Origin of the sequence: Rhodococcus erythropolis NBRC 15567 (assembly GCF_001552595.1) — a bacterium.
GTDB classification, from domain to species: domain Bacteria; phylum Actinomycetota; class Actinomycetes; order Mycobacteriales; family Mycobacteriaceae; genus Rhodococcus_F; species Rhodococcus_F erythropolis.
This window is the reverse complement of record NZ_BCRM01000001.1, coordinates 105,315-117,388: the sequence shown is the minus strand read 5'-3', so window position 1 is coordinate 117,388 and position 12,074 is coordinate 105,315. Positions and strand designations below refer to the sequence as shown.

13 protein-coding genes are annotated in these 12,074 nt (G+C 61.3%); 6 read left to right on the top strand and 7 right to left on the bottom strand.

The features are described 5' to 3' along the window. Nucleotides 1-12 precede the first annotated feature (12 nt). The 3 genes from RE4_RS00545 to RE4_RS00535 all read left to right on the top strand — a co-directional run bounded on the left by RE4_RS00545 (nucleotide 13) and on the right by RE4_RS00535 (nucleotide 4,703). Complete coding sequence (locus RE4_RS00545) at nucleotides 13-975, top strand: asparaginase (RefSeq protein WP_060937794.1); 963 nt, start codon at nucleotides 13-15, stop codon at nucleotides 973-975. A gap of 177 nt (nucleotides 976-1,152) precedes the next feature. After that, the gene (locus RE4_RS00540; RefSeq protein ID WP_060937793.1) at nucleotides 1,153-3,867 is read left to right on the top strand and encodes a helix-turn-helix transcriptional regulator; all 2,715 of its coding nucleotides are present in this window, start codon (nucleotides 1,153-1,155) and stop codon (nucleotides 3,865-3,867) included. A 14-nt stretch (nucleotides 3,868-3,881) separates the two neighbouring features. Continuing rightward, nucleotides 3,882-4,703, top strand: coding sequence for a hypothetical protein (locus tag RE4_RS00535; RefSeq protein WP_020909552.1), 822 nt, complete (start codon nucleotides 3,882-3,884; stop codon nucleotides 4,701-4,703). Here the strand turns inward: RE4_RS00535 and RE4_RS00530 are convergent. Genes RE4_RS00530 through RE4_RS00520 form a run of 3 tightly spaced genes read right to left on the bottom strand, consistent with a single transcriptional unit; the run spans nucleotide 4,695 to nucleotide 7,780 of the window. After that, nucleotides 4,695-6,395, bottom strand: coding sequence for a SulP family inorganic anion transporter (locus RE4_RS00530; protein WP_060937792.1), 1,701 nt, complete (start codon nucleotides 6,393-6,395; stop codon nucleotides 4,695-4,697). The two genes, RE4_RS00535 and RE4_RS00530, sit on opposite strands and share 9 nt — an antisense overlap. After that, nucleotides 6,392-7,105, bottom strand: coding sequence for a GAP family protein (locus tag RE4_RS00525; RefSeq protein ID WP_019745851.1), 714 nt, complete (start codon nucleotides 7,103-7,105; stop codon nucleotides 6,392-6,394). The genes RE4_RS00530 and RE4_RS00525 overlap by 4 nt, the downstream gene beginning before the upstream one ends. A 15-nt stretch (nucleotides 7,106-7,120) precedes the next feature. After that, nucleotides 7,121-7,780 carry a GAP family protein gene (locus RE4_RS00520; RefSeq protein ID WP_020971194.1) on the bottom strand — a complete coding sequence of 220 codons (660 nt, stop codon included), beginning with the start codon at nucleotides 7,778-7,780 and terminating at the stop codon, nucleotides 7,121-7,123. Between the two features lie 257 nt (nucleotides 7,781-8,037). Between RE4_RS00520 and RE4_RS00515 the strand changes: the two genes are divergently transcribed. Then, entirely contained in the window at nucleotides 8,038-8,250 is a 213-nt protein-coding gene (locus RE4_RS00515) for a DUF8691 family protein (protein ID WP_078377385.1), read from the top strand. 112 nt (nucleotides 8,251-8,362) lie between these two features. On the opposite strand, the gene RE4_RS00510 is transcribed toward RE4_RS00515, so the two are convergent. After that, complete coding sequence (locus RE4_RS00510) at nucleotides 8,363-8,779, bottom strand: DUF7144 family membrane protein (RefSeq protein ID WP_020909554.1); 417 nt, start codon at nucleotides 8,777-8,779, stop codon at nucleotides 8,363-8,365. A 145-nt stretch (nucleotides 8,780-8,924) separates the two neighbouring features. On the opposite strand from RE4_RS00510, the gene RE4_RS00505 reads away from it, so the two are divergent. Further along, nucleotides 8,925-9,398, top strand: a complete 474-nt coding sequence (locus tag RE4_RS00505; RefSeq protein WP_201799176.1) for an SRPBCC family protein — start codon at nucleotides 8,925-8,927, stop codon at nucleotides 9,396-9,398. A gap of 54 nt (nucleotides 9,399-9,452) precedes the next feature. Here the strand turns inward: RE4_RS00505 and RE4_RS00500 are convergent, their stop codons facing one another. Together RE4_RS00500 and RE4_RS00495 are read right to left on the bottom strand one after the other, a co-directional pair. Next, nucleotides 9,453-10,133 carry a cation efflux transmembrane domain-containing protein gene (locus RE4_RS00500; protein ID WP_021345930.1) on the bottom strand — a complete coding sequence of 227 codons (681 nt, stop codon included), beginning with the start codon at nucleotides 10,131-10,133 and terminating at the stop codon, nucleotides 9,453-9,455. Further along, nucleotides 10,124-10,468, bottom strand: coding sequence for an ArsR/SmtB family transcription factor (locus tag RE4_RS00495; protein WP_060937791.1), 345 nt, complete (start codon nucleotides 10,466-10,468; stop codon nucleotides 10,124-10,126). The genes RE4_RS00500 and RE4_RS00495 overlap by 10 nt, the downstream gene beginning before the upstream one ends. Nucleotides 10,469-10,596: 128 nt before the next feature. Here RE4_RS00495 and RE4_RS00490 point away from each other — a divergent pair, with 128 nt between their 5' ends. After that, nucleotides 10,597-11,361, top strand: a complete 765-nt coding sequence (locus RE4_RS00490; protein ID WP_060937790.1) for an acyl-[acyl-carrier-protein] thioesterase — start codon at nucleotides 10,597-10,599, stop codon at nucleotides 11,359-11,361. Here RE4_RS00490 and RE4_RS00485 read toward each other — a convergent pair. Then, a complete protein-coding gene (locus RE4_RS00485; RefSeq protein WP_021345932.1) occupies nucleotides 11,352-11,948 on the bottom strand; it encodes a CHAP domain-containing protein in 597 nt (198 codons plus the stop codon). The genes RE4_RS00490 and RE4_RS00485 overlap by 10 nt on opposite strands. Nucleotides 11,949-12,074 lie beyond the last annotated feature (126 nt).

Sequence of the window (12,074 nt, the reverse complement as noted above, 5' to 3'; positions counted from 1 at the left end):
GAAAGGACCTCAGTGTCGAAAGTCGCAGTCGTCACCACTGGTGGCACCATCGCCAGCACCCGAGATGCGCATGGAATCAGTCGGCCCGCAATCACCGGTGCAGATCTGCTCGGCAATGAGCAGACCGACATCGATCTTCGAGTCGTGGACGTGATGTCGAAGGACAGCTCGAGCATGACCTTCGCGGACATGGATCGTGTTCGCGACGCCGTAGCCGACGAATTGAAGGATCCTGGACTCGATGCGGTGGTCGTGCTTCACGGCACCGACACGATGGAGGAAACTGCGTTCTTGTTGGACCTGCACCACGACGACCGACGTCCGGTGGTCTTCACCGGGGCGCAGCGCACTTTCGACCATCCCGAGTCCGACGCTCGTTCGAATCTGGCCGCGGCGATCGCGGCCGGACTCGACATCTCGTCGCAGGGACGTGGTGTCCTCATCGCCTTCGGCGGTTCGGTCCACCCGGCAGCAGGTACGCGAAAGGCCGACACGACGGCACTTGATGCCTTCCGCTCCTTGCCCATCGATCCGGCACTGCTGCACACTCCCGAACCATTGCCGTGGCATCCGATTTCGAACACCCGCGTCGACATCATCGCCGTGTATCCCGGGGCAGACCGCGTACAGATCGACGCTTGCGTGAGCGCCGGGGCAAATGGACTTGTTCTCGACGGACTCGGTTCGGGAAATGCAAATCCGACGATCGTCGAGGCCGTCCGAGACTGCGTAGGCGCTCACATTCCGGTGGTCGTGACAACTCGTGTGCCCTCGGGGCCAATCTCCCCGGTTTACGGTGGTGGTGGCGGCGGCCACGACTTGATCGCCGCAGGCGCTGTATTTTCCACCGATCTTCGGGCCGGGCAAGCACGTGTACTTCTGGCGGCCTTGTTGTCAGATCCGGATCTCGTGGGCCTGGAAAAGGCATTCGACCGATATTCGAGGTTTGCTCGCACCCCGCCGTTCAGGCGGTAGCACTGGCGACGCCGTTCGTAGTTCGAACGCACCCCTCACTAAATCAGGGACTTTGGTCCGAATCTTTTGATTTGGACGCTTAATAAGTGTCCGAATTGGGTAGTTTCACATCATCTAACTCGTTACGTATGTCGATCCAGCGGTCACGTCCAGTGCAGCCAGTCGAACAGGAGTCGGATGAGCAGCCCATTTCGTGATGCCGCTGCAGTGACGCTCGACGCGTCTCACCGCGTCGGGCACACTCACGCGTCGGACGCGCCTGTCAGCGGGCGCTTTCACCCGCCCTCTGCAATCAAGGGACTGGTTCCACGTCCCCGGTTGCACCAGAAACTCACCGCGTCCACCACTACCGAGGGCTCGGGACCCGGGTCCGTCGGGCTGCTTTCTGCACCGGCCGGGGCGGGAAAGACCCTGCTGCTGGCGAATTGGGCTCGTGAGTATTCGCGGGCGTCCCCTGACGTGGACCTCGCCTGGCTGACGTTGGCCGAGCGCGACAACAACGTGTCGGTGCTGTGCGAATCCCTCGCCGAGGCCATCTCGACGCCTCTCGACCCGGCCGGTCGCGCGCCCACCGGGCAAGGGTTCCCGGCACAGGCGGGATCGAGACGACCCGTCGAACAGTGGCTCGCGCACTTCGCGGAAACCGTCGAAGCTCACGATCGCCGAACGACGCTGATCCTCGACGACGTTCACACACTCCACGATCCGATGTCGATCGGTCTTCTCGACCAGATACTCACGCACACCCCGGACAATCTGTCGATCATCGTCGCTGCTCGATACGAACCTCCGCTCACCTGGCATCGTCTCGCGCTCGATGGCCGACTCACTCGCTTCGCATCCACCGATCTCGCCTTCGACCGCACCGAGATCACTGCGATGTTCGGCGAATACGACATCGCCCTCGGCGACGACGAGCTCGCAATCGTCGAGAACTTCACCAAGGGGTGGGGCGCTGTTGTTCGCCTGACCGCAGCGTTCCTGGCAGGCCGGAGCGACATCGGTAATGCATTGAACGAGTTCACCCATACGCCCCGCCCGATCGCCGACTTCCTCGTCGACGAGGTCCTGACATCCTTGCCCGAGCATGTCACGACATTCATGTTGCGGACATCCGTCGTCGATTCGTTCTCTGCTCAACTCGCAGAAACGTTGACCGATTCGAATGCGCGGTCCGAGATCGACGCTCTGATTCAATACAACTTCCCCGTGACGCGGACCGACTCCGCTGACCACACCACGTGGTTCAGCTACCACCCCCTTCTCCTCGAACACCTCCGCGCAGAGTTCCGCCGGGTCGATCACGAGGAGAGAAATCGCGCGCACCTTCGAGCAGCAACCTGGTTCGAGAGTCATCACTTCGAACTCGAGGCGCTCGAACTCGAGGTGTCGATCGGCGACCCGTGCCGCATCCTCGCTTTTCTCGAGCGCTGCGGACTAGGCCTCGTACTCGACGGGCACAGCGGAGACGTCGTCCGAGTGCTCGAATCCGCACCCACGCAGGTCTCCGAATCTCCGATCACCCGCCTGGTCCTGGCTGCGGCCGCCCTCCATTCCGGTGACATGACCTCTGCGACAACGTGCCTCGATCTCCTCGAGGCAACTCATCCGCCTATTGCGGACGAGCCACTGTTCCTGGCGATGAGTCTCGAAATCTCCTGTGCTTCAACAACTTCCGACAACAATCCATTGGTTTCGCGCCTGGTGCGGCGTCAGAACAGCACTCACTCGGACGTCGAAGCCTACGCTCACCTCGAGGTAGCGACGGCCCTCCTACTCGAACGCGAGTTCGACAGGGCAACTGTCGAATACACCCAGGCGGTCGCGCTCGGAACACTACGTGGCAGGTCGCGATTCGTACTGAAGGCACTGACCGGGCTAGGATTTGTCGCCTCACTCAGCGGGGACATCGAGGCGATGAGGGCACACTCCACCTACGCCATCGACTACGCGGTCGAACACCGAATCACAACGACGGCGGAGTACGAGTTGTCCGCGTCCGTGGTGGCCTTCGCTGCATATCTCTGCGCCACCAGCGAACTTCCGTACCGCATACCGACTATCGGAAACTACCGGAGCACAGATGTTCTCGGCGCCAGCGTCCCGGCATTCGGGTGGCACACCGTCGTCACGTTCGGGCTCCACAGTCTCGGCGACGCGGCCGATCGACGGTCGACCGCTGCCGACGTCCGCGATGCGATGCTCAGCGCAATCGCACTGCGCACCTTCTCATTGGCGACTCTTGCCCTACTCCCACCGGTCGTGAACGCATGCCTGTCGGTCGGCGAAGTGGAATGGGCCGGCCGACTCGTGCGCGATGCGGCTGATCAGTTCGGCGAGACTTCCGAGATACACCTGGCGCGAGCTGCCGTGGCTTTCTCGTCCAACAAGTTCGCAGAAGCACTCGTCGAGGTTTCCGAAGCCCTCGGATCCACCGAAGAGCCTGTGCTCGCCCACACCGTCTACGCCTGGACACTCGAGGCTGGGATCCACGCTGCCACCGGTCACGAGCGCAAGTCGTTTCGTTCGCTGCACAAAGCCCTGCGAGCCGCAGAAACCGGTGCGCTGTTGCGACCTTTCCTCGACTACGGCGCGTCACTGCGTCCGATCTTCGACGAGTTCAGTGGGCACTTCGGCGATCAGGAGGCTTTTGCCGAACAGGTACGCAACCGCATTCGTCCACAAGAGCTGGTGAGTGCACCGATCCTCACACCGGGCGAATACACCGTGCTGCGCGAACTGGCCTCGGGAGACACCACCGAGTCGATCGCCGACACGCTGTTCCTGTCCGTCAACACCATCAAGACGCATCTACGCGGGATCTATCGGAAGTTGGAAGTAAGTAACCGACGCGACGCACTCAAGGCTGCGCGCCGCGGCGGACTCATCTGAGCAAGACTGCTTCCATGCCCCCGAAGCTGTACTCCGATACGCGCGATCGAATGACCGTCTGGGCGAGACGCACACCAAGCCGACGGTTGGCTACCGACGCGACGATCGACGTCTTCGAAGTCGGACTCGTCGACAGCGCCATGACTTTGGCAGCCCAGGCGTTCACGTCCTTGCTGCCGGTGATGATCGCAGCGTCCACCCTGGAAAAGCTGAAGCCCTTGGCCGATGTCGCCAGAGACGACCTCGGGGTGCAGCTTCCCGACGCCGTGATGACCGACACCTCCACTGCGGCCGCGTTCGGCATTGTCGGCCTGCTCATGCTGTTGATCAGTTCCACGTCCTACGCTCGCGCCCTTGGCCGGATGTACGGACGAATCTGGAGTGTGCCGACAGCGACACTTCGCCAGGCATGGCGGTGGATCGCGGTCGTGTTCGTCGTCGCCGCGTCAGTGGTCGGTGCTGCGCTGTGCCGCGAACTGAATGCCGTTCCGAGAGTGGGCAGTCTCCTGGAATTTGTTGCGGTCTACGCAGTGTGGGCACTGGTCTGGACTGCCGTGCCCATGCTGTTGACCGCCAATCGCATGACCACTCGTATGTGTGTCGGGTCCGGCTTGCTCACTGCGACGGGTCTGACCGGACTGCACGTGGCCGGCACTCTTTTCCTGCCGCGGATGACCAAGACGTCTCAGGACGAGTTCGGCCTTCTCGGCGTGATGTTCACCGTGATCGGGTGGCTGTTCATCTTCTCTGCCATCGTGGTGGTCGCGTCGTCGATCGTCGGATCGGTCGCAAAAGATGCGGGGCCACTGGGAATCTGGCTGCGAACGTCACGCTGAAGTGTTGTCCCGGCCCTCGAGTGCCTGCGAGACGGTCGGATAGACGTCGACCTTCAGCGCACCCTCGTCGGCCCCGGACAAGACATCGCGGAACTGACCGATGTCGCGGGCCACCCGGAAGCTCACATTCTTGCGAGCCAACGAATTTCGAAGCTGAGCCAACATCTGGGCCGCGCTGACGTCGATGAACGGTGAAGTCTCGGCGTCGAGAATGACCGTCGTGGTCCCGGTAGTCACCATGCCGGTGATCTGATCACGCACGTGATCGGCATTCGCGAAGAAGAGTCCGGATTCGACCCTGACCACCACGACGCCGTCGAGTGTCCTCAGATCAGGATGGCTGCTCGTGTCGACCCAACGCGTGCCGTCCTTGGCCAGAGCAGCCACGTGCGGTTTGGAGACTCGATACAGGAGTAGCAGCATCGAGACGACGATTCCGATGATCAGACCGGGCAAGGTATCGAACAGGAGAACTCCGAACATCGCCGCGACAGCGGCAGCGAAATCGGCCCGAGCGGCGTGCCCGTAGATGCTGCCCAATCGCTTCGTCCAGACCCGGTACAGCGCTGCGAGAGAGGAGAAATCCACTAGTTCGATCACTGCGGCGATCACCACCGCCGATAGCGTCGCTTCCGGTAGTTTCTCGAACAACCCAGTCAGGAACAGCAGTGTCAGCAGCGTCAATGCGGCGACCACCAACCCGCTGACCTGTGATTTGGCACCCGCTCCCCCGTTGACAGCCGTCTTCGAGAGGCTGCCGTTGACCACCATTCCCGAGCAAAGGCCCGATCCGAGATTGGCGGCCCCCAGTCCTACCAGTTCCCGATTGGCGTCGATCGTGTATCCGGCCTTCGCCGCGTATGTCTTTGCAGCGCCGAGACCTTCGGCGAAACCGATGAGTAGAACACCGACGGCCGGCCCCACTAGGTCGAGGTAGTCCTCGGCTCCTACTCCACTCGGCAGGCCCATAGTCGGCAAGCCCGAATCGATGTGTCCGACGATGTCGATGCCACGGTCATCGAGTCCGAACAGCGCCACTGCGGTAATCCCCAGTAACACAACCAGAAGCGAACCTGGCACGAGCGGGAGCCATCGCTTGACTCCCAGAACCATTGCCAAGCTGAGCGATCCGATGACCACCGTCGGACCGTCGACCTCGCCAAGTTCCTTGATCACCGTCCACGCCTGGACGAAGAAGTTCCCCTCGCCCTTGTCCACGCCCAGGAGTTTGGGTACTTGACCGATGATGATCGTGAGCGCCAAACCGACTATGAATCCCTTGAGAACCGGCTCGGAGATGAAGGATGCGATGAATCCGAGGCGCATGAACCCTGCGAGCAATCCGACGAGTCCGGTCACGATCGCGAGCCCGACCGACAACGCGACAAATCTGGTGTCGTCTCCTGACGCCAGTGGAGCGATCATCGCCGCGGACAACGCGGCAGTGGCCGACATCGGTCCGACGATCAGATGCCGCGAACTACCTGCTGCTGCATACAGAATCAGTGACGGAACTGCAGCATAGAGCCCGACCACCGGCGGAACTCCGGCGATGGTGGCGTACGCGAGCGCTTCCGGGACAAGGACAGCCCACACCGTGAGGCCCGCGATGATGTCTGGGCGAAGCCAGCCTCGCTGATAGTCGGACAGTGATCCGAAGACCCACCACGTCCGTGTGCGCGGAGCACTCATAGCCCTTGCACCCCTTTACTGATCTGCATCGCCGCGATCAGGACGAGGAGCCCGACGTTCAGCAAGTGCGTGTTGGTGGCTATCCAGGTGCGGATCTTCTGCAGCGGTTCGGTGGCCTCCTCCTTCTTGATCAGGAGAAGGGCGACAGGCACGGCGACCGAGGTCACGGACACCAGAGAAAAGATCACGGCCGAGACGATCTGCGACGTCGGCGCCACGGTGCTGAGGCGAAAGTTCATGGCAGCGGCAATCGCACAGGACATGTCGATGGGATTGAGAACGAACAGCGCGAACCCGAGCACACCCGATCGCATCGGCTGGAAGTGTTCTACCGACTGGAGCATTTTCGGCAGTTGAGGGGCCGCCGCGACAACATCTCCCGGAGCCACTGCCGCCGCCATCGCCTGTACTCCGCGCCGACTACGCGTGTAGACGAACCAGGCACCCGCGAGCAACGTCACGCCGAGAACGAGGTGGAGGATGGGCACCCACAGGGGTGGGTGTGTTCTCTGATGAACTTGGAGTGCGGTCAAGATGATGTACGACCCGGCCAGGGCGACAACTATTCCGAGATACCACCCGATCAGATACGCGATGCTGTTGAGACGCGCTCGTTCGGAAAAGAGCACGGCGACAACGGCGACAACCGCCAGCGGGCTCATGATGATACCGAGTGCCAGCGGGATCTGTTGCAGTAGCAGCGATCCCATAACTACCTCCCGTTGTCAGAGACCGCCGATGCCCTTACCGATGAGAACAACACCGATAACCAGGATCAACACACTCATCACAGTGGCGTTGTTGTCCTGCAACCACACCTTCAGCTTGGCCAGCGGACCGCGCAGTCGCTCCGCGGCAACGAGGTAACCGATCACGGGCACGCACACTGTCGAGGCAGCGATGACGGTGAAAACCAGAACCGCGACGACTACTTCACCGGAGCCCAATGACGCAGAGCCGATCGAGATTCCAGCCGCGATACACATCATCAGATTCTTCGGATTGATCGCTGCCAGCGCGAAGCCCAAGCCGATGCCCTTGGCAGCGGTCATGTCGTCGATGGCTTGCATCCACTTCGGGGTTTCATGCTCGCCACCGCGCCCACGCCATTGCTTCACTCCGAACGCAAGTAGCAACACACCCAACGCCAGCTTGATCCACGACACCGTCGCAGAGGGATCGCCTTCGGAGTCGCCGAGCTTGCTGGACAGGAGCACGAAGATCACAGTGGCGACAACTATTCCGAGTATCCAGCCCAGGGCGAATCCGACGCTGGTGCTACCGGCTCGCTTGGACAACAACATCAAGATCGCCGCGATGATCGGGATGGGCGATACCGCAACACCGACCGCTAAGGGTAGAAGATCCCCGATGACAGATCCCATGCCGACCTCTTCTCTCTCCCGGTCGACACTAGGGGTGACGATCCTTCGCAGCCTCACACAAAAGGGATGAATGGAGCCGCGATGACATTCACCCGTTGGGGATGACGCCTCGGGAGCGTGTGGGAGCAAGACTGGATCTCACGGATACGGAGTCCTGGATCGAGCGGCGACGCCGATTGCCCCTGACGACACGTGATTTCGAGGCTCGACGCGGTACTGACCGAACCTCATGGCCCTACGAAATGGAGCGGACACTGATGAATGCTCCCACTCGGTATCAATTCCTCATCGACGGCGAAGTGTCGGACCGCGTCAAAGCGGCGTTTCCCGAACTCAGCGTTGCCAGTGCCGCCGGCGGATTCACCAGTTTGTACGGGCCCGTCGCGGATCACACTGCTATGCGAAGCATCATGGCCCGCCTCGATTCCCTCGGCTTGACCGTTGCCGAACTGCGAAGGCTCCCAGACTGATCCGAGCCGACTGATCCGAGCCGGCCCTCCGTCGGGTCGTCCCCCGCGCACGAGCGATGGTCCCGACCGAGTCGATTCGGTCGGGACCAACTGCTCTCGAGTTGTTCGGCGCCTAGACTCTGTCTGTGTCCCAGGTCGCGACGGCCCAGATCACAACGACGTCGAGCGCGATGACCAGGATCGACCACAGCGGGTAGTACGGCATCCACAAGAAGTTGGCGATGATCGAGAGCGACGCAATGACTATTGCCGCCGCCCTGGCCCACACTGCACCGGTGAAGAGGCCGAGAGCCACCACGATTCCGATGATGCCCAAGATGATGTGGATCCAGCCCCACGTCGTGATGTCGAACTTGTACGTGTAGTTGATACCCACGACAAACAGATTGTTGTCGGCGACCGCCGCAATGCCCTGAAGCAGAGCGACAATGCCTGCGGTGAGCAGCAGAATTGCTGCTGCAAACGTCGTACCTACCGCGAAACCCTGCCGGACAGGGTGATTCGCGGGTTCCCGCGGTGGAGCAGTCATCAGCGTTCCTTTCGACAGAATGCACTTCCCATACTCAGTCTCGAGGGGCTGGGAAGCGAAAACATCACCCGTCGCGGATGAACCGCAGGTCACCGACCCGTACCCGCTTGCCGGCGTCGCAAACCAACATTGGCAAACTGGCACTGTGCAACACACCGTGGTCGTGATCACCGATATCTACGCTCCACCGGCAGTGATCTTCGATCTCGAACTCGACATGGACGAACACTCCGCCTCGCTCCACGCAACAGATGAGGTGGCAGTCACGAGTACGGGTAGATCGACGCTGGGAGAGGGCGACGAGGTGTCGTTCACTGCTCGGCATTTCGGGTGGAGATTCTCGATGACAAGCCGAATCACGCAGTACAACCGTCCGTACTCGTTCACAGACGAGCAGGTCCGCGGCCCGTTTGCCGCGATGCAACACGAGCACGTCTTCGACGATCAGCCGGGTGGGTGGACGCGGATGCATGACCGCTTCACGGTTACGGCCCCTTTCGGCGCGCTCGGACACCTGGCACTGAGGTTGGCTGTCAGCCCGTATCTGCGCCGTCTTCTCGAGCAACGCGCGGCGCACATCAAGACCCGCGCAGAAGCTGGCACCCCTTTCACCGAGTGAGCACCCTCTCCGACGCGCTGCAGACGGTGTTCACTCAATTGAACCTGTGCTCACTCAGCAGCAGTCGCACTCGTCACCGCTCTCGGGCACCGCCACAACCGGGCAGCACGGATCACCCTTCCACGCGTTGATGCCTTCCTTCACGGCGATGACGGCGATCACCAGTGCCGCAATCGGGTCCGCCCACGACCAGCCGAGCACCGAGTTGAGCAGCAAACCGACCAGCAAGACCGCAGAAAGGTAGGTACAGAGCAGCGTCTGCTTCGAATCCGCGACCGCCGAAAGCGAACCCAACTCCCGACCTGCTCGGCGTTGCGCATAGGACAGAGCCGGCATGATCGCCAAACTCACTGCAGCCAATACTATTCCGACGCTCGTGTGCTGCGCTTCACCCAGACCGAACAGCGACCGAATCGCGTCGAACGAGACGTACGCAGCGAGCCCGAAGAACGAGAATGCGATCACTCGCAGTGCCGTCTTCTCACGGCTCGTCGGATCCGGAGCCGAGAACTGCCAGGCAACCGCTGCCGCCGAGGACACTTCGATCACCGAATCGAGGCCGAAACCGAACAGTGCTGCGGACGACACCCGTGTGCCCTCCGCCAGCGCGATGATCGCTTCGACGACGTTGTAGCTGATCGTGATCGCCACGAAGATGCGAATTCGTCTCGACAAGAGCGCACGCCGGGCAGTCGAGAGGCCGCCACCGTCAACGGGCGCAACCATCAGCAGCATCCTTCTGATTCACTGTCCGGGCAGTACGACGGATCCACCGCGAGTACGACCCCGAGCAGGTCGTCGAGGGCCTGACCGATATGTGCGTCGGCGAGTTCGTATCTGGTCCGGCGCCCTTCCGGGACGGCCACTACCAAGCCACAACCGCGCAGACAAGCCAGATGATTGGACAGCTTCTGCCTGGTCACAGCCAGTGTTTCAGCGAGGTCGGACGGATACCGAGGGGCAGTTTTCAGTTCGAGCAGTATCCGTGTCCGAGTCTCGTCGGACAAGGCATGCCCGAACCTCGCAAGCACCGCCACGTTGGTCACCACATCTACGGCCTCGACATCCATACGTACGACAGTACATCGAAATCTGTATTCAGAAAACAGTGAACTCAGATGGTTCAAGATCCCTCCGTCGGGTAACGCAAGCGTGAAGCCACCCGACCGGATAAGCGAACACCGGGAGTCCACATCCGATGAACCGTACAAAAGTCGACGATCACGTAGCGATGGCCGAACTACCGACAACCGGCAGCATCTTCCAGGTCTCCTGGCCGGTGCGTACGGGCGACATCCACACCGACAAGCAACTGCGCCTCGACGCGATCGCGCGCTACCTCCAAGACGCGGGCTTCGACAATCTCGTCGACCGCGGCGCCATGGATACACACCCGCTGTGGATGGTGCGAAGGACGGTGATCGACGTACTCGAACCCGTCGTCTGGCCGGATCGAGTTCATCTGCAGCGCTGGTGTTCCGGACTCTCCAGCAAGTGGTGTTCGATGCGGGTTCGGATCAGGTCCGACAGCGGTGGATTGATCGAGACCGAGGCATTCTGGATCAACATCGACCCGAAAACCGGAATGCCGGCAACCATCAGTGAAAAGTTCACCGCTGCCCTGGCATCGACGGCCGTGGACGAGCATCTTCACTGGCGTCGGTGGATCGACCCCGACACCGACGATTACGCGGATTCTCCATTCCCGTTGCGCTCGAGCGATTTCGACCCTTTCGATCACGTGAACAACGCGATCTATTGGCAACCCGTGGAAGATGCACTGCCCGAAAAATTACGAAGCGAACCCTTTCGCGCGATCCTCGAGTACACCCAGCCCGTCAAGAGAGGTGAGCAGGTGAGCGTGCGAACCGGCACGAACACGCTGCACATCGACGCCGGCGGCGAGGCACGTGCATCCGCTCGATGGTTTGCCCTGACCTCGAACCACAGCAATCAGGGGTGAAGTTTTCCGAACCCCACGACGGCGGAGTCGGATTGCCAGTGAAGATCATGGACCCGCACCTTGCCGAACTCGTTGCCGCCGACCGTGATCGCCGAGTCACCGTCCACTGCCACAACGATGTTGGTGTGCTGACCCACCCATCTCGAACTGTCGTAGATCACCACATCACCCACGCTCGGGGTGTACCCGCTGCCGTTCTCGGCGTACGCGCCGATCCCCTGGTAGTACTCCTGCAAGGTGTACACCCCCGGGATACGCCAGCTTCCGGAGTTCGGGTTCGACAACGGTCGACCCGCTTCCCTCATTATCCAGCTGACAAAATCGGCGCACCATTCTTCGTCGATACCGTCGGAATAGAAAGTGCCCGGACGGTCCCGCTCGTGCTCGGATTGCAGCAGTTCGAGCACTCGAGCCTGGTCCGCAGTCACCGAACTGGCGTCGACCGTCGGGAACTCGGCAGTGTCCCAGGGCAGATACCGCGAAGGCGCGACCGCGACGACAACCGCCCCGACCACGATCACGACGCCGAGCACCCCGGCAATCCAGAGCAAGATACGGCGGCGACGGTTGGGTTCGGCAGGACTCACCCTTACGAGTGTGCCAGCCTGCCGAGAATCGAAGCGCCAACCACCCCGATGACCTGGCACTTCTCATCAAACTCACACGAATGTGCCACCAAACTCTTGCTATGGCACCAAAGTGGTGCCATAGTG